Below are 17,030 nucleotides of genomic sequence, written 5' to 3'. Positions count from 1 at the left end.
AAAAGGGGGAGAACGATGAAGAAATGGAGAGTATTGCTCGCAACGTTTATGCTCACTTTCGTTGCAGCATGTGGGAATGAAGAGGCGGTTGAGTTTTCGGACTCATTCGAAGCTGCGGCTGAGTCAGCGAACGGGTCGACCGTCAACTTATATATGTGGGGTGGGGACGAGGGAATTAACAGCTATATTGATGACTACGTGGCACCCCGGCTTGAGGAATCTTACGATGTCGAATTAAATCGTGTCGCTATGGATACGGCTGAATACGTACGTCAGCTATCGCTCGACAAAAAAGCGGACAGACAAGTCGGAACAATCGACGTCGTCTGGATTAACGGCGATAATTTCCGAAATGCGAAAGAAGCAGGACTTCTTCGGGATGGACTGATGGAGCGTGTCCCAAATGCCACGTTATTAAATGAAACGGCTCAACAATCAGATGCCGGTACACCGACAGATGACTTGGAACTCGCTTGGGGAAATGTACAGTTTATCTTGCATTACGATGCAGCGAAAGTAGACAATCCTCCAGAATCGTTTGAGGAATTACGTCGCTGGACCGAAGACAACCCAGGTCGTTTCACGTATCCTGAAGTCACAGATTTCACCGGTAATGCATTTATTCGTCATCTTTTATTTGAACGCTACGGTGCTGAATTAGAAGAGAATGTGACCATTGAAGAGTCGTTCTGGGATGATTTGAAAGCGTGGTCCCCGAATTTATGGAAAGAAGGACAGACGTATCCGAAGACGCTTGAACAACTCGATCAACTCTATGCATCCGGGGAAGTTTGGATGACGATGGGCTTCAATGAACGTCGAGCAGAAGCGGAAGTGATGGAAGGCATTTTCCCGAAAGAGACACGTGCCCTCGTCCTCGATCACTCGATCGCGTCGACACACTTCTTAGCGATACCGTTCAATGCGCCGAACCCGGACGGAGCGATCGTCCTCATTCAAGAACTGCTATCACCGGAAGCCCAACTCGTGAAACAAGGGCCTGACTATTGGGGAGACGGGACATCGCTTGACTTGACCAAATTGGATGAAGCGGACCAACAAGCATTCGAAGCACTTGGAGATGGCAAGACGTATCCGGACACAGAGCAGTTACAGGAACGTTCCATTCCAGACTATGGACCGGACGTGATTGATGCCGTACGTGAGGAATGGTCACGTGTTGCGAAGTAGTGTCGCATTGACGATTGTCCTATCACTTTTATCACTCGTATCCATCGTCTTTTTGGGAATGGAAGCGGTTGGTACAGATTGGGCATCGCTTCTGACGGATGAGACGTGGCGGGACAGTCTGTTCATGACGCTATACGTCGTCAGTGTATCGACCATCCTGTCGCTCATCATCGGGACATGGCTTGCGAGGACCGCCGTGAATCAGAAGTGGCGCATCACGTCGTCGGTCATCCGAATCCCGATGTTCGTCCCTCATATTGCCGCTGCCTATTTGATCTTATTATTATTCAGTGGACCGTTCGGCAGTGGCTGGATCGAGGCGAATGAAAGAGACTATGTGACGGTCATCCTGACATACATATGGAAGGAGACCCCGTTTGTCTTTTTGATGATGCTCGGTACGTATGAACAATTGAATCGGGGATATTTAGAGACGGCGAAGACGCTCCAACTCTCCCCAGTCGAACAATTCAAGCATGCAGAATTACCATTTTTGATTAAACCATTGCTTGATGCTACTTGGATTTTGATTGCGTTCGTCTCGTTCGCGTATGAAGTCCCTGCATTACTCGGAGTGACCTATCCAAAACTACTTGGAGTCCTCGCTTATGAACGACTGTCGACTGGACTTTATTTAGAGGCGACAGAACCTTATGCGGTCGCCCTCATGTGGACATGTTTTGTCGGAACCGGTGTATTCCTGTCTTACTTATTGACCGCGTCCGTACGACGACGTATTGAACGCGGGGTGAAACGATGATTCGTCAGCTTATCATCATCTGTTTCATCTTGATTCCGTTCATCACCCTATTCCAAGCGGTACCGACAGCTGAAATCGGGAACGATATGACGATGCTAAATACGATCGGGTTGACGGTCATCTTATCCGCGGTCAACGTGTGGTTATCAATGGCATTCGCCTGGTGGCTTCTTTGGACAGAATCGAGATGGCGTCACGTTCTAGAGTGGCTCGTTTTTTTACCACTGTTCATCCCAATGCTTGCGATGCTGTTCGGTCTTTACTTGATCTTGGCGGAAGCGGGTTTGGTTGGGACGTATATCGGTGTCGTGATTGCCTTACTTGTCGTGACGTTACCGTATTCAATCCGTCTCGCTTATAACGGGATGGCGGTCATCGGTCGTCCACTCTTAGAACAGGCACGGCTTTTGACGGTAAAGCGTCGTCTCGTTTATGTACTATTTCCGCTTTTCTCACAAACGATGCGAACCATCGTATTATTTACGACGGTCATTCTGCTCAGTCAATTCGCGTTAGTCCAATTGATTGGTGCAGGATTGATTCCGACGGTGACGACTGAACTGTATCAATCTTATGCGGGGAATAACCGAAACCTCGCGCTCTCGAACACTTGGATGCTCATCATTATCCCTGTTCTCCTCTATTTCCTGCTCTCAGGATTGAGTCAGTGGACGGTGCGCTTCCTGAAAGGACGTCTTCAATGAGTTTGAAAGTACAAGCATTACGTAAACGGTATGGAACGAGACAAGTGTTAGATGGTATTGATTTTGAAGTCACTCCCCATGACATCCACGCCATCGTTGGAGTCAGCGGCTCTGGGAAGTCAACCATTCTACGAATCATTGCAGGACTTGATACGAGTGATGAAGGAGAAGTGTTCTGGAATCATCGTTCTTTGTTAAAGGTTCCTGCACACAAGCGGCGTGTGACGATGTTGTCCCAGTCCACTTTATTGTTTCCGCATTTGACAGTAGGCGAGAATGTCACGCTCGCGACCCGTTCACGCTCTCGAGAACAGGCAGAACGGTGGTTGAACGTTGTCCGTCTCGGTGACCGTTACGATGCGGAAGTTCACGAATTGTCAGGTGGTGAGCAACAACGCGTCAGTCTCGCACGTGCGCTGGCTGCTGAGCCGGAAGTCCTTTTATTGGACGAACCGTTCACGAACCTCGATCCAAACCTGAAGTTCGACCTGCAACGGTTCATTCGTGATTTGGTCAAGGAGCTCGACCTCACAGCGGTTTTGGTCACACATGACCGTGAAGAGGCGATGCTGATGGCTGACCGAGTGACGCTACTTGAGTCAGGTAAAGTGACATCAACAGGGACGGCGAAAGAGTTGTACGAAAGCGCGCCAGGGTTTGGTGACTTTCTCATGATTGATGGGGAATTGCGGCCACTGTCCGACGTCATGGTGTCAGAAGCGGTCGGTGAGCCCGTACGATTGATGAAAAAAATCTATCGGTTCGGTCAAAGTTTTGGTGAATATCATTTCGAGGATGGACATTCGGTCATGTTACCGACGCACGAATCATTCCAAGTCGGGACGATGTACCGAATTAAACGAAAGGAGGGATAACATGCTCGATACTTATGGAAGTCGATACGTCAAACCGGTCATTGAACGAGGAGCAGATCGATTGCTCAAGTGGAATTTCACACCGAACGAGGTAACAATTCTAGGGGGAATTATTGGAATTTCAACAGGCATCTTTATCTACAACGATATGCACTGGACAGCCGTGATTCTACTATGGATTTCCGGACTATTTGACGTCTTAGACGGAACGATGGCTAGAAAGTCGAAAACGAGTGGGTTTGGGACAGTGCTTGATCTTGTGCTCGATCGATTCGTCGAGTTGTCTGTAGTGATTGCGCTTGCACTTCGTTATCCGGAATATATGCCGATCTTTCTCATTCTGATCGCTTCTTTTGTGATCGCAATGACGCTATTCCTCGCAGTAGGAGCGAGTAGTTCGAGGCGGTCGGAAAAGACGTTTTATTACCAACCTGGAATCATTGAACGGACGGAATGTTTCATCCTATTTACCTTGATGATTCTCTTCCCGAACTGGGTCGGTGGGATTGCCCTCATTTTTCTCCTACTCGAAGTGATGACGATTACACAACGATTCATTGAGGCGCGGAGGATTTTGCGATGAAACCGACATTGGTATTGGCCGGGCTCGGTCATGGTCAGCTTGAAATTCTCGATCGGATTGAGGAGATTCGTGAACATTATGAAGTTCTCTTCATTGGAAAATGTCAGACGGTGTACACAGGAGCGTTTCCACAAGTGATCGCCGGACTCATGAATTCCGCAACGGTCCGACTGCCTCAACTTGAACCGGCCGCAGAACGGATCCTCGCGATCGATCCTCATTTAAAGACCGTTCAAACGGAAAAGGGGCCGTTTCATTACGACCGACTTGTGCTGGCAACTGGTGCAGTGAGCCGAGGAATCGGGACCCCGCTTAAACCGATGTCACAAGCTTTACTTGACCGCATCGATTCGAGTTCACAAGTAACCATCGTCGGCGGCGGAAAAGCGGGCGTTGAATTGGCATTTACTTGCGTCCGGACGAAAAAAGTCACGCTGTATGCGAAGCGAGTCTTACCCGACGTGTCGATCCGCCGACAGAAACAGATGGAACGCTTATTGGTGAGGTCTGGCGTAGTGGTCATAAAACAGAGGAAAAACGATGAGTCCTCTGAAGGACTTGTGCTTGACGCAACAGGGGTCGTTCCAGTGAACTGGTGGGCTGAATCGGGCCTCGCAAACCCGGATCAGTTTATTGAGACGGATGAGTACCTTCGCCATTATCAGTTTCCTAACATATATGTGACGGGAGACATGGCCTCCGCTCTAAACGGTGGGGTCGATGCTGTCCGATCTGGTCGATACGTTGCGGAACGATTGCTCGATGAAACGACGCGACCGTTTCGGAAACGTCAATCGATGAACATTTTATTGACGACAACGGGACACGCACTGTTGACGTTCGGACGTTTCAGTTGGCATGGACGACTTCCATATTATTTGAAGCGATTCATCGACTCGCGGTATGTACGTCATTACAATTGAAAAACTCCTGCAGCCGAATGGTCTGCAGGAATCAGTTCATGCTTGAATCGTATCGAGGAATGAACGGATTTGCATCTCCGTCTTGGCGTTTGCCGAGTGGAGGTGTTCTTGTTTTGCCCCGTCTTTATAGTAGAGAAGTGAAGGGATGCCGCGAACTTCTTGTGCATCAGATAAATCTGGGAGTTCGTCGCGGTCGACGACATGCCAGTTGAACTGTGGATAGTCTTTGACGAGCTCGTCGACATACATGTCCAGGCGTTTGCAGTCCGGGCACCATGATGTGGTGAAGACCACCATTCCATGATCTTTTGTAGCTTCGTCAAATTGTTGTGATGAATGAATCGGTTGCATAGACAACTCTCCTTTCTTCTATCTATTTTGTCGGGTTTTAAACAAGTCGTCAACAGATTGGCATTCTCGAATCCGTGAGAGAATGTGATACACTTATAAAAATAGCATGATAAGGAAAAGGTGATGGATATGGCGTTACGTCACGCATTGCTCGGGTTATTGACCCATCAGCCTGCGACCGGGTATGCCCTGAACGCGACGTTCAAGGCGCAGATGATTCATTTTTGGAACGCACATCATACACAGATTTATCGGGAACTGTTGAAGATGGAAGACGACGCGCTCGTCTCGGCGGAGCACATTTCACAGCAAGAGTTACCGGATAAAAAAATATACTCCATCACGGATCAAGGACGAGAAGAGTTGATCAATTGGCTGCGTCAACCGACGTCTTTCCAGCCGAAAATGAAGGATGAGAATTTGTTACGAGTCAGTTTGCTTCAATTGTTGCCAGTCGAGGAAGCGGTCCGGTATATCGAAGAAACGAAAGCTCATCACGAACAAGTCGCGCAACAGATCCGGATGTTTCAGGAGGAACATCAATCAGACGAAGATACGCTCGGCTACTTATTGACGAGTGAATATGCCATTCGAATGATGGAAAACTATGCCGGATGGGCAGACTGGGCAATCGAACAGATAAAAGCACGCAGTGAAAAACACGTGACCTGAATGAATCAGGTCACGTGTTTTGTATAAGGATGAATCGGTAAACGGGCGAGTAATCGGCCAAGTACGTCCTCATCAATTTCAGTCTCGAATGCACGGATCGTCTGTTGCAACTGTTCGACTGAAGATGCGCCAGGTAAGACGACGTCGCAAAACCGCTTTGCGGCTCCGAGTGCATATGCCTGAATCGGTTTAGGCATCATGGCAAGCTCGCTTGCAAGGTCCTCTTTTCGCCATGCCTCGAAACCTTTGTCACCAAGGCGTGCCTCCCATTCATCCGTTAGGAGTCCTTTGGCAAGAACACCTCGGCCAACGATGGGAATCGATACGTCAAGCGTCTCTGGTCGGCGATCGAGTAGAGAATACGGTGTCATGAGCACATCGAGTGCACCGGAAGCGACCCATCGTTTGATGACGTTCGGCCGAATCGAGGAGAGGCCGATTTGGCGGATCACACCGTCTCGCTTTTGTTTTTGTGCCCATTCAATCGTGGTGTCGAGGTCATCCTCGAGCGTACCACCGTGAATATAGTACAAATCGAGATAATCTGTACGCAATCGCTCAAGCGACCCATGGAGTGCTACGTCTAAGTAGGATGGATTTGGATTCCAGCGCATCCCCTCCTCAGTCAGCTCATTCCCACCTTTACTCGTCAAAAAGAGGTGCTTTCGTTCGTGACCTAACGTTTCGCCAATAACGCGTTCGACATCTTGTCGTGCATAGACATCTGCTGTGTCGATATGGCGAATCCCTGATTGAATGGCCGTCTCGAGGATTCGCTTCGCCTCGTTCTCACCATGTTTTAAAATCGTCATCGTCCCGAGCCCGAGTTCGCTCATCTAGATTCCTCCTTGTTCGAAATGTAGGTTTGACTCATAATCAGAGTATATCGAAAAGTGAGGAGTAATCATATGGAAGAAACAACGATTGAGCGGGAAGTCATCTATCAAGGCAAAATCTTCGACGTAGAAAAACATGTCGTCTCCCTTCCGAATGGAAACACATCTGTGCGAGAACTCGTCTATCATAACGGGGCTGTCGCCGTCCTCGTCGTCGATGAATCAGAAAAAATCGTCATGGTGGAACAATATCGAAAGGCGTTCGAATCGATGTCACTCGAAATTCCTGCCGGTAAATTGGAAAAAGGAGAGGAACCTCTAGCGAGTGCCAAGCGAGAATTAGAAGAAGAGACGGGTTATACCGCCGAGTCGCTTGAAAAAATCTTTTCGTTCTACGGGGCACCGGGATTTTGTAGTGAACGAGTTGACGTGTTTGTCGCAAAAGGACTATCTGCGGGTGAGATGAACTTGGACGAAGATGAATTTTTAAATGTGAAACGATACACCTTTGACGAAGCTGTCGATTTGCTTGACCGAGGCATCATTACCGACGCGAAGACAATCATGGCGATTCAATGGTGGCAATTGTCCAGATTGAAATAATTCTAATCTGTAATTTTATATGGTAAACTTACATAGTAATGATTTTAAATTGAAAATTGCCTAAAACTTCGGTATGCTTTGAGTAGTGAACTATGTAAAGAGGGGGCGCCTTATGGAAACGCGAATTGAACGGATTAAACAGCAATTGAGCGCCAAAGGATATAAACTGACACCACAGCGTGAATCGACGGTACGCATCTTACTCGAGAATGAGAGCGACCATTTGAGTGCGGAGAACGTGTTCATGCTCGTCAAGAGCATCGCGCCAGAGATCGGACTTGCTACTGTGTATCGGACACTTGAGTTGTTAACTGAGCTTGGTGTCGTCGATAAAGTCAACTTCGGTGACGGGGTCGCGCGTTTTGACCTGAGACCGGAAGGGGCGAACCATTCGCACCATCATCTCGTCTGTGTCGAATGCGGATCGGTTGAAGAAATCATGGAAGACTTGCTTGTCGACGTTGAGAAGAAAGTCGAGAGCAAATATGAATTTCTTATTAAAGACCATCGCTTGACGTTTCATGGCATTTGTAAAGTATGCCAAGCAAAAGGCGTCACGCTTGAAGGTCATAAAGCAGTCATCAACGGTTAACCTTACATGCAAACCATCCTTGAATGAGGATGGTTTTTTATTGTCATCATAAGAAAAAATAGTCACTGTTATTTTGTCACAAAAAAGTGATTAAAAAATGAGGTCAGACATCTTCACAACGGTTTACATAAGTGATATGCTGTAAGCGTATTCAGGTGAAACGAGGAAGGAGGAGGGTATGATGCGTTCGCATATCGAGTCATTTCTTCAATATATGACTGTTGAAAAGCGGATGTCCGCAAACACGAGACAGGCGTATGCGAGCGATTTAACGCAATACGCATCGACTTTGACCCAACTTGGGGTGGAAGATTGGAATGAAGTGACGCGTTCGCATATCGTCAAACATATCGAAGAATTGTCTCAAGCCGGACGTGCTTCCTCGTCTTTGAGACGGGCTGTCAGTTCAATCCGCATGTTCCATCATCATTTAAAGATGACCGGGATCACGACGACCGATCCGTCCCTCTATCTAGAGACGCCAAAAGCAGAGAAACAACTTCCGGATACTTGGTCACAAGCGGAAGTCGAACGTCTATTGGATAGTGTCCCGACATCCGACCCGCTCTCGTTACGAGACCGGGCGATGCTTGAACTCTTGTATGGGACCGGGATGCGGGTCAGTGAACTTTTAGGTCTTGATTTGGATGATTTACAGTTCGAATTGGGGTATCTACAATGTGAAGGGAAAGGCGAGCGCGCACGAATCATTCCGGTTTCTTCGGTCGCCCAAGGGTTTGTCGAGCGCTATATTCAACAAGCTCGTAACGGACTCGGCGGTAGAGAGACAGAGGCGCTCTTTTTAAATGGCAGAGGAGGCCGGCTCAGTCGTCAAGGATTTTGGAAGATAATCAAACGACGTGCCAAACTTGCTGGAATTGACAAAGAGATCACACCTCATGTACTCCGTCATTCCTTTGCGACACACCTGCTCGAGAATGGAGCGGACTTACGTGCCATTCAACAGATGCTCGGTCATGCGGACCTGGCGACGACACAAGTGTATACACACGTCAACAAGTCGCGCTTGCATGATGTGTATCGCAAGCATCACCCTCGTGCCTAGACATCGAAAAGGAGGAATTTTTTGTGAAGAAGTTTAAACGTATTTTCTTAGTAGTCATGGACTCGGTCGGCATCGGTGAAGCACCGGATGCTGAACAGTTTGGTGACAAAGGGGCCGACACGCTCGGACATATTGCACGTGAGCATAACGGATTGAATATGCCGAATATGGGTAAACTCGGACTCTCAAACATCAAACCGATTCAAGGAATCGATGTATCTGATGCACCAAGTGCATATGGTCGTATGGAAGAAATTTCAGCTGGTAAAGATACGATGACGGGTCACTGGGAGATCATGGGCCTTCATATCGAGACACCGTTCCGTGTCTTTGAAAAGTTCCCGGACGATTTGATTCATCGCCTAGAAGAGTTCAGTGGCCGTAAAGTAATCGGGAATAAACCGGCATCAGGTACAGAGATTCTTGACGAGCTCGGTGAAGAGCACGTCAATACGGGAGCTCTGATCGTTTATACATCTGCAGACTCGGTCCTTCAAATCGCTGCACATGAAGACATCGTGCCAATTGATGAGTTGTATCGAATCTGTGAATACGCGCGTGAAATCACGCGTGAAGACCCGTACATGCTTGGCCGCATCATCGCCCGTCCGTTCATCGGGACGCCTGGAGCGTGGGTCCGTACGGCAAATCGTCATGACTATGCACTCAAACCTTTCGGGAAGACGGTCATGAACACACTTGAAGAGGATGGTAAAGACGTCATCGCCCTCGGGAAGATCAGTGACATTTATGATGGGGAAGGCGTAACGAAGGCCATTCGTACGAAATCGAACATGGACGGAATGGACAAATTGGTCGATTCGCTCGAAGAAGACTTCGAAGGACTTTGCTTCTTGAACTTGGTCGACTTTGACGCCTTGTTCGGTCATCGTCGTGACCCAGAAGGCTATGCGGTCGCACTTGAAGAATATGATGCTCGACTTCCTGAAGTGATGGAGCGTCTTCGTGAAGATGACTTACTCATCATCACAGCGGACCACGGGAATGACCCGGTTCATGCTGGGACAGACCACACGCGTGAATACGTGCCGCTCATCGTTCACCATAACGGGGCGAAATCAGCGGACTTGGGCATTCGTGGTACGTTCGCAGACATTGGCGCGACCGTTGCTGAAAACTTTGACGTCGCGGCACCATCAAACGGAAAGAGTTTCTTAAACGAAATTTGAGGAGGCAATATTCATGGTAAATTGGAATGAAACAAAAGCGTATTTGCAAGAGCGTATGGGCGATACACCAGAAATCGGACTCATTCTCGGGTCGGGGCTTGGAGTCCTCGCGGACGAAATCGAGAACCCGGTCGCCATTCCATATGAGGAAATCCCGCACTTCCCAGTATCGACTGTCGAAGGACATGCAGGACAACTCGTGTTCGGAGAGCTTGAAGGAAAGCGCGTCGTCGCGATGCAAGGGCGATTCCACTTCTATGAAGGATACTCGATGGAACAGGTGACGTTCCCGGTCCGTGTCCTCAAATTGATCGGAGTCGAAACACTCATCGTCACGAACGCAGCAGGTGCATGTAACGAAACGTTCAACCCAGGTGACTTGATGATTATCACAGATCACATCAACTTCTTTGGGACGAGCCCGCTCATCGGGAAGAACGCGAGCGAATTCGGGACACGCTTCCCGGATATGTCAGAAGCGTATGATAAGGAACTTGTGAAATTGACGGAACGCGTGGCATCAGACCTTGGGCTCTCTGTACAAAAAGGTGTTTATTTCGGTAATACGGGTCCAACATACGAAACGCCAGCGGAAGTCAAAATGGCACGTCATCTCGGTGGAGACGTCGTCGGAATGTCGACGGTCCCGGAAGTGATCGTCGCGCGTCACTCGGATATGCGAGTCCTCGGGATTTCATGTGTTTCGAACATGGCTGCGGGAATTTTAGATCAACCACTCAATCATGAAGAAGTCATCGAGACAACAGAACGTGTTCGTCAAGACTTCCTGTCACTCGTTCGTGGCACGATTAAAAACATGTAAGTAACTTTATTTTAGGAGGACGACAGTTATGCGTATGGTCGATTTGATTTTGAAAAAACGTAACGGTGGAGAATTAAACGAAGAGGAGATTCGCTTTGTGGTCGAAGGATTCACGAACGAGTCGATTCCTGACTATCAAATGTCTGCATTGTCAATGGCCATCTACTTCAATGGGATGACTGAAAATGAGACGGCTGCTTTGACGATGGAAATGGTCAAGTCAGGGGACACGATTGACCTTTCGAATATCGAAGGGAAGAAAGTCGACAAACACTCAACAGGCGGAGTCGGGGATAAAATCAGCTTGATTGTGGCACCACTCGTCGCATCAATCGGTATCCCGGTCGCGAAGATGAGCGGTCGTGGACTCGGCCACACTGGCGGAACGATTGATAAGCTCGAATCATTCCCGGGGTTTGACGTTGAATTGACAGAAAAACAATTCACGAAACAAGTGAACGACATCAAGATGTCAATCATCGGTCAGACTGGAAACTTGACGCCAGCGGACAAGCGTCTCTATGCGCTTCGTGATGTAACGGCTACAGTCGAGTCGATTCCACTCATTGCAAGCTCAATTATGTCGAAGAAAATCGCAGCGGGTGCAGACAGTATCGTCCTTGATGTCAAGACAGGTTCTGGTGCATTCATGAAGTCGTTTGATGATGCGAAAGCACTCGCAGAAGAGATGGTCGCGATTGGGAAGAACGTAGGCCGTAAGACGGTCGCTGTCATCACGGATATGGACCAACCACTCGGGTTTGAAATCGGCAATGCGAACGAAGTGAAAGAAGCGATTGAAGTTCTGTCTGGTAAAGAAGTTGAAGACTTGAAAACAATCGCTCTCACAATTGCAGGACATATGGCAGTACTCGGTGATTTCTATCCAACTTTCGAAGAAGCGTATGCTGACCTCGAGAAACGGATTGCGGACGGTCATGCCCTCGAGGTGTTCCGCAAATTTATCGAAGCCCAAGGTGGAGACGCGTCACTCGTCGATGACGTGACCAAATTGCCACAAGCTTCGTACGAGGCGACATTCGTTGCGAAAGAGGCTGGATACGTCGAGTCAATCATCGCAGACGAAGTGGGTGTCGCGGCGATGCTCCTCGGTGCAGGACGCGCGACGAAAGAAGATAAAATCGACTTTGCGGCAGGCATCACGCTTGAGAAGAAAGTCGGTGATCGTGTCGAGGCAGGAGACGTAATTGCAGTACTTCGCTCGAACATCGAAGACATGTCTTCAGCTGTCGAACGTTTAGACCATGCGTATACGATTGGTGCGACGAAACCAGAAGCCCGTCCACTCGTTCACGCTGTCATCCAATAAGACAGAACGTCTGTTTCCACAAAAAAAGTGGAGACAGACGTGTTTTTTTGATAAGATGGGTAATGTGAATGAAGAATAGCAGGATACATATACGAAAAGGGGTTGCTTGACACATGAAAAAAGGTTCAATGAAACTTGAAAATGGCGAAATGATTGAATTTGATTTATTCCACAATGAAGCACCGATCACGGTTGAAAACTTCGAAAAACTTGCGAACAGCGGCTTTTATAACGGATTGACGTTCCACCGTGTCATCCCTGGGTTCGTCAGCCAAGGCGGTTGCCCACAAGGGACAGGAATGGGCGGCGCTGGCTACACGATTCCATGCGAGACATCGACATCGTTCCCTCACAAACACGAAGCAGGGTCACTGTCGATGGCACACGCAGGACGTGACACAGGATCTTCACAATTCTTCATCGTCCATGAGCCACAGCCACACTTGGATGGGGTTCACACCGTATTCGGTAAAGTGACATCTGGACTTGAGCACGCAGTCAAGCTTCGTCAAGGAACGAAGATGGCTGAAGTGAAAGTTTGGGACGAGAATTGATTTTTGCCTGAAGGTTATGGCACAATGAACCATGTCTCTCACGTGTTCACGTCGTGAAACTTGAATGACTAAAGGTGGTGAACCCAGCGATGCTGGTAAAATATAAACGTTCTCATGAAAAGACGGCGATGGGTCTACTCGCATTCTCTTGTAGTGACAAATCTCCGCTCAGCTTGCTTGAACTCGTCCGATTGTACGACGAGGAGGAGTCGAAGTTCCTCTACTTGTGGAAAGTCGGTGAAGACTTCGTTGGTATCATTGGTATGGAGCAAAAAGGCACGACGATGGTCATCGACCATATCGCCTTGTCGCCATCATTCCGTGGCGAGAAACGTTCTTACGAGCTTCTAGACGAGGTAAGAAACGTCCTTCCACTTGATTTGACGTTAACCGGTACAGGCAAGACGGGCGATTTATTGGACAAATGGAATCAATTGGTCGTCTGATGACAAAAAACCCCCGCAATCACATCCGTGACTGCGGGGGTTTTACACGTCGTTATGAGTTGATCGAAGCAATCTGGAGAGCTGATTGATTGAGTTCGAGCTTTTGAAAAAACACAACGTATGATTTGTTAAAGGCTCAGGATCATCCTCGCGCGCGTTGCCGTTCTAAAAGCGCTAACTCCCGTTCCGTGATGACGTCACTGCGGTCACGATGAAGATGCTTGTGCACGAGCTCCTCGAACGACAGCTCCGTCGTCGGGAACGACGGTTTCAGTGCTTCGACCGTCTCACGAACTTCTTGTTGCAAGGGAAGTGTCGTTATTAACGGCCATTCATCAAGCTGTGAGATGAATGCTTCGACATCTAGACCGAGCTTATTCAAATAGGGAGAAGCGACGTCGACTTTTTGACGTAAGAGACGCAAGCTCTTTTTCGCACCGATGAGATTATCGCGCCGAAGATGATAGTGAATGACAGCGTATTGAATGAGTGCCGCATAGCCGTGATGTTGTCGTCCACCTTCCTGCCATGCTTCTTCTAATACCTCATGACATTCGAAATAATCGGCATGACATTCAAAAAGCAACGTATAATGAATAAAAGGGGTCATGAATCAATTTTCTCCTTTCGTGTCCACGGTGTTATAAAACATGTTATACTAAAGCGCAAAAATGTAAAATGGCAGGTGTCTCTATGGAAGCCTATAACGTTAAAATTGATACGTTCGAAGGTCCACTCGACCTGTTGCTCCATTTGATCGGAAAAATGGAGATTGATATCGTCGACATTTCCGTGGCAGAAGTCACTGACCAGTATGTCGGCTATATTCGCACGATGCAAAAATTTGAACTCGACGTGGCCAGTGAATATTTGGTCATGGCGGCAACGTTGCTCCAATTGAAGAGTAAGCAGTTGCTACCGCCCGTTCCGGTCGAGGATGACGAGGATGTTCCAGATTTCAGTGATGAACCGACGCGTGAAGGACTCATACGTCAATTGATTGAATACAAAGCTTATAAAGAAGCAGTCGTTTTTATGCGCGAACAAGAAGAAAACCGTCTTGAACTGTATACGCGACCAGGTGAAGATTTGACGACGTACATGTCAGACGAGGTGTCGAAGTATGACGGCCCCCTCAACTTTTCGGATCTTCTCCACGCCTATTCAAAGATGATTGAACGTAAACGTTGGAAAGAGCGACGCAAAAAGACGATCAAACGTGAAGAGCGAACTCTTGAAGAACAGATGACACGACTTCATGACCACGTGTCCTCGACGCGACAAACATCGTTTTTTGCCTTCTTTGTAGAACGACCGAACATCTCGGATCTCGTGGTGACGTTTATGGCGCTCCTTGAGTTGATTAAGCTCAGGGTCGTCGAGACGAAACAACTTGACCAAGACATTCAAATTTCGTTCATCGAATCATCAAAGAAAGGGGATGAAGCGGTTGTTGTCTTATGAAACGATTATCGAAGGATTGCTATTCGTCGTCGGTGATGAGGGAATGGAAGTGCGTGCTCTCGCCGAGACACTCGATATCTCAGAAGCCGCGGCACGCGAACAGCTCAGTAAGCTAGAGATCTCATTCAACAAATCGAATCGACCGTTTCAACTAATGGAGTCGGCAGGAGTCTACAAGCTCGTGACCATTCCTGACGTTGCTCCCTACATTCAAAAGTATGTCGGGACGATGGCTGAGCAGGCGCTCTCGCGTGCGGCGATGGAGACTTTGGTCATCATCGCTTACAAACAGCCGGTCACACGGGCAGATATCGAAGAAATTCGTGGTGTCAAAGTGGAGCGTGTCATTCATACGCTACTGTCGAAAGGGTTAATTGAATCGGCAGGACGTGCAAAAACGATCGGCCGTGCCAAGTTATATCGCACGACTGAGCACTTCCTCGATCACTTCGGATTTAATTCACTCGAGGAATTACCACCATTAACATTTGAAGATGAACTGACGGACGAAGGAGATTTGTTCTTCGGTCAGGAATCATCGAAGCAAGAAGAGAGATTGGAGAAGGATTAATGATATGGAACGTTTACAAAAAGTAATCGCACAAGCGGGGATCGCCTCACGCCGGAAAGCAGAAGAAATGATTTTAGATGGTCGCGTCCGCGTCAATGGGAAAGTTGTCCGGGAACTCGGGACAAAAGTTGGACCGAAAACGGAGATTGAGGTCGATGGTGTCAAAATCGAACAAGAAGAACATGTCTATTACTTACTATACAAACCGAGCGGCTATGTATCGACGGTAGAAGATGACAAAGGGCGCAAAGTCATCACAGACCTCGTACCACCAGGGGCACGTGTTTTCCCTGTCGGACGTCTTGACTACAATACGACAGGTCTCATCATCTTGACGAACGATGGAGAGTTCTCAAACATGATGACGCACCCGAAATATAAAATCCAAAAGCGCTATGTGGCGAAAGTGAAGAATGTCCCGTCATACTTGGCCATTAAACAACTTGAGTCAGGCGTGGAGCTCGATGATGGCTTTAAGACAGGAAGCGCGAAAGTGAAGATGAAGTCTGTGGACCAGAAGAAGAACACGGCGATTCTTGAAATCGTCATCTCAGAAGGGCATAATCGTCAAATTCGTCGCATGGTCGAGGCAGTCGGTTCCGAGGTCATTAAACTCAAACGTGAACAGTTCGGTTTCTTGACACTGGACGGTCTCAACACAGGTGACTGGCGTGAGCTCTCACACAAAGAAATCAGTAAGCTTCGTGAACTCGCGAACCCGACTGTTCCGCCGAAACCACGAGGCAAAAAGAAGAAAAAATAACAATAAAAAATCGTCCTGAAATGGGATGATTTTTTTGATTGTGTAAATTGTGTGACAAAAAAATGAAAAAAGTCTGTTAATGTGCGTTTTTAATGTTTTTTCAGTACAATAGCAACTGAAGGATGGTGTGAAAACGATGACAAAAGATCAAAACAAAGACGACCGGATGGAACAAGCGGTCGCAAAAAAGAAAAAGAGGTCATTTTGGCGATTGATGATCATGACGGTCGTTCTCTTTGCGGGAGCCATCACCGTCATGCAACTGTTCGATCAGGCCGGTAACGACGGACGCATCGAGGCGGGAGACGAGGCACCGAACTTCAAACTCGTCACACTCGACGGCTCGACCCTTTACGAGCGAAATAACTACGAAGGAAAGGGTATGTTGTTGAATTTCTGGGGCACATTCTGTGAACCATGCAAGAAAGAGATGCCTGTCGTTCAAGAGAATTATGCGACACTTCAGGATATGGGCGTCGATTTTTGGGCTGTGAACGTGGGCGAAACGCCACTTCGCGTCGACAACTTCATCAACGACCTCGGTGTAGGTCTCGATTATCCGATTTTGATGGATACGAAGAGTGAAGTCGAGGGAGCCTATGGCATTTATAATTTACCCGTCACATTCGTCATCGATGGTGAAGGGAATGTAATTGAAAAGTATGAAGGTGAACTCTCGAAAGAAAAATTGATGGAGCTAGCCGAGAAGTCATTGTAAGCGAACGGGGGACGC

At 48.0% G+C, this 17,030-nt stretch carries 22 protein-coding genes; 19 read left to right on the top strand and 3 right to left on the bottom strand.

The genetic code is table 11. From position 1 onward, the window contains the following. Positions 1-15: 15 nt before the first annotated feature. The 6 genes from KNO98_RS03080 to KNO98_RS03055 are packed head-to-tail and all read left to right on the top strand — an operon-like array spanning position 16 to position 5,036. Positions 16-1,191 (top strand): ABC transporter substrate-binding protein, encoded by a 1,176-nt coding sequence (locus KNO98_RS03080; RefSeq protein WP_214698885.1) that lies wholly within the window; start codon positions 16-18, stop codon positions 1,189-1,191. Beyond that, complete coding sequence (locus tag KNO98_RS03075) at positions 1,178-1,951, top strand: ABC transporter permease (protein ID WP_214698883.1); 774 nt, start codon at positions 1,178-1,180, stop codon at positions 1,949-1,951. The genes KNO98_RS03080 and KNO98_RS03075 overlap by 14 nt, the downstream gene beginning before the upstream one ends. Then, positions 1,948-2,655, top strand: coding sequence for an ABC transporter permease subunit (locus KNO98_RS03070; protein WP_214698881.1), 708 nt, complete (start codon positions 1,948-1,950; stop codon positions 2,653-2,655). The genes KNO98_RS03075 and KNO98_RS03070 overlap by 4 nt, the downstream gene beginning before the upstream one ends. Then, positions 2,652-3,530, top strand: coding sequence for an ABC transporter ATP-binding protein (locus KNO98_RS03065; RefSeq protein ID WP_214698875.1), 879 nt, complete (start codon positions 2,652-2,654; stop codon positions 3,528-3,530). Before KNO98_RS03070 ends, KNO98_RS03065 begins: the two co-directional genes overlap by 4 nt. 1 nt (position 3,531) lies before the next feature. Then, a complete protein-coding gene (locus tag KNO98_RS03060) occupies positions 3,532-4,113 on the top strand; it encodes a CDP-alcohol phosphatidyltransferase family protein (RefSeq protein WP_026825803.1) in 582 nt (193 codons plus the stop codon). Beyond that, positions 4,110-5,036, top strand: coding sequence for an NAD(P)/FAD-dependent oxidoreductase (locus tag KNO98_RS03055; protein WP_214698873.1), 927 nt, complete (start codon positions 4,110-4,112; stop codon positions 5,034-5,036). The genes KNO98_RS03060 and KNO98_RS03055 overlap by 4 nt, the downstream gene beginning before the upstream one ends. Before the next feature lie 36 nt (positions 5,037-5,072). Here KNO98_RS03055 and KNO98_RS03050 read toward each other — a convergent pair whose 3' ends face one another. Continuing rightward, the gene (locus KNO98_RS03050) at positions 5,073-5,387 is read right to left on the bottom strand and encodes a thioredoxin family protein (protein WP_026825806.1); all 315 of its coding nucleotides are present in this window, start codon (positions 5,385-5,387) and stop codon (positions 5,073-5,075) included. 129 nt (positions 5,388-5,516) lie between these two features. Here KNO98_RS03050 and KNO98_RS03045 point away from each other — a divergent pair, with 129 nt between their 5' ends. Continuing rightward, positions 5,517-6,059 (top strand): PadR family transcriptional regulator, encoded by a 543-nt coding sequence (locus tag KNO98_RS03045; protein WP_026825807.1) that lies wholly within the window; start codon positions 5,517-5,519, stop codon positions 6,057-6,059. A gap of 5 nt (positions 6,060-6,064) precedes the next feature. Here KNO98_RS03045 and KNO98_RS03040 read toward each other — a convergent pair whose 3' ends face one another. Beyond that, positions 6,065-6,895: an aldo/keto reductase gene (locus KNO98_RS03040; protein WP_214698871.1), complete on the bottom strand. Its 831-nt coding sequence runs from the start codon at positions 6,893-6,895 to the stop codon at positions 6,065-6,067. Between the two features lie 72 nt (positions 6,896-6,967). Between KNO98_RS03040 and KNO98_RS03035 the strand changes: the two genes are divergently transcribed. From KNO98_RS03035 to KNO98_RS03000, 8 genes are all read left to right on the top strand, one after another. Further along, a complete protein-coding gene (locus KNO98_RS03035) occupies positions 6,968-7,498 on the top strand; it encodes an NUDIX hydrolase (RefSeq protein WP_026825809.1) in 531 nt (176 codons plus the stop codon). A 112-nt stretch (positions 7,499-7,610) separates the two neighbouring features. After that, entirely contained in the window at positions 7,611-8,090 is a 480-nt protein-coding gene (gene fur, locus KNO98_RS03030) for a ferric iron uptake transcriptional regulator (RefSeq protein WP_012726507.1), read from the top strand. A 181-nt stretch (positions 8,091-8,271) separates the two neighbouring features. Next, positions 8,272-9,156 carry a site-specific tyrosine recombinase XerD gene (xerD, locus tag KNO98_RS03025; protein WP_026825810.1) on the top strand — a complete coding sequence of 295 codons (885 nt, stop codon included), beginning with the start codon at positions 8,272-8,274 and terminating at the stop codon, positions 9,154-9,156. 23 nt (positions 9,157-9,179) lie between these two features. Continuing rightward, on the top strand, positions 9,180-10,346 hold the full coding sequence (gene deoB / locus KNO98_RS03020) for a phosphopentomutase (protein ID WP_026825811.1): 1,167 nt from the start codon (positions 9,180-9,182) through the stop codon (positions 10,344-10,346). Positions 10,347-10,359: 13 nt separating this feature from the next. After that, the gene (locus tag KNO98_RS03015; protein ID WP_026825812.1) at positions 10,360-11,169 is read left to right on the top strand and encodes a purine-nucleoside phosphorylase; all 810 of its coding nucleotides are present in this window, start codon (positions 10,360-10,362) and stop codon (positions 11,167-11,169) included. Positions 11,170-11,197: 28 nt separating this feature from the next. Continuing rightward, positions 11,198-12,499, top strand: a complete 1,302-nt coding sequence (locus KNO98_RS03010) for a pyrimidine-nucleoside phosphorylase (protein WP_214698869.1) — start codon at positions 11,198-11,200, stop codon at positions 12,497-12,499. Positions 12,500-12,612: 113 nt separating this feature from the next. Continuing rightward, on the top strand, positions 12,613-13,053 hold the full coding sequence (locus KNO98_RS03005; protein ID WP_026825814.1) for a peptidylprolyl isomerase: 441 nt from the start codon (positions 12,613-12,615) through the stop codon (positions 13,051-13,053). Between the two features lie 89 nt (positions 13,054-13,142). Continuing rightward, on the top strand, positions 13,143-13,499 hold the full coding sequence (locus tag KNO98_RS03000) for a GCN5 family acetyltransferase (RefSeq protein WP_026825815.1): 357 nt from the start codon (positions 13,143-13,145) through the stop codon (positions 13,497-13,499). Between the two features lie 142 nt (positions 13,500-13,641). Here the strand turns inward: KNO98_RS03000 and KNO98_RS02995 are convergent, their stop codons facing one another. After that, complete coding sequence (locus KNO98_RS02995; protein WP_214698867.1) at positions 13,642-14,109, bottom strand: DUF309 domain-containing protein; 468 nt, start codon at positions 14,107-14,109, stop codon at positions 13,642-13,644. Positions 14,110-14,192: 83 nt separating this feature from the next. Between KNO98_RS02995 and KNO98_RS02990 the strand changes: the two genes are divergently transcribed. The 4 genes from KNO98_RS02990 to KNO98_RS02975 all read left to right on the top strand — a co-directional run bounded on the left by KNO98_RS02990 (position 14,193) and on the right by KNO98_RS02975 (position 17,015). Continuing rightward, positions 14,193-14,963, top strand: coding sequence for a segregation and condensation protein A (locus KNO98_RS02990; RefSeq protein WP_214698865.1), 771 nt, complete (start codon positions 14,193-14,195; stop codon positions 14,961-14,963). Then, a complete protein-coding gene (gene scpB, locus KNO98_RS02985) occupies positions 14,941-15,534 on the top strand; it encodes an SMC-Scp complex subunit ScpB (RefSeq protein ID WP_026825818.1) in 594 nt (197 codons plus the stop codon). The genes KNO98_RS02990 and scpB overlap by 23 nt, the downstream gene beginning before the upstream one ends. A 4-nt stretch (positions 15,535-15,538) precedes the next feature. Continuing rightward, positions 15,539-16,297 (top strand): pseudouridine synthase, encoded by a 759-nt coding sequence (locus KNO98_RS02980; RefSeq protein ID WP_214698862.1) that lies wholly within the window; start codon positions 15,539-15,541, stop codon positions 16,295-16,297. A gap of 136 nt (positions 16,298-16,433) precedes the next feature. Next, on the top strand, positions 16,434-17,015 hold the full coding sequence (locus KNO98_RS02975; RefSeq protein ID WP_051545970.1) for a redoxin domain-containing protein: 582 nt from the start codon (positions 16,434-16,436) through the stop codon (positions 17,013-17,015). Positions 17,016-17,030: the final 15 nt, after the last annotated feature.

The sequence above is a fragment of the Exiguobacterium sp. s57 genome (assembly GCF_018617685.1).
In the GTDB taxonomy this organism is placed as follows: domain Bacteria; phylum Bacillota; class Bacilli; order Exiguobacteriales; family Exiguobacteriaceae; genus Exiguobacterium; species Exiguobacterium marinum.
This window is presented reverse-complemented; position numbering and strand designations above follow the sequence as displayed.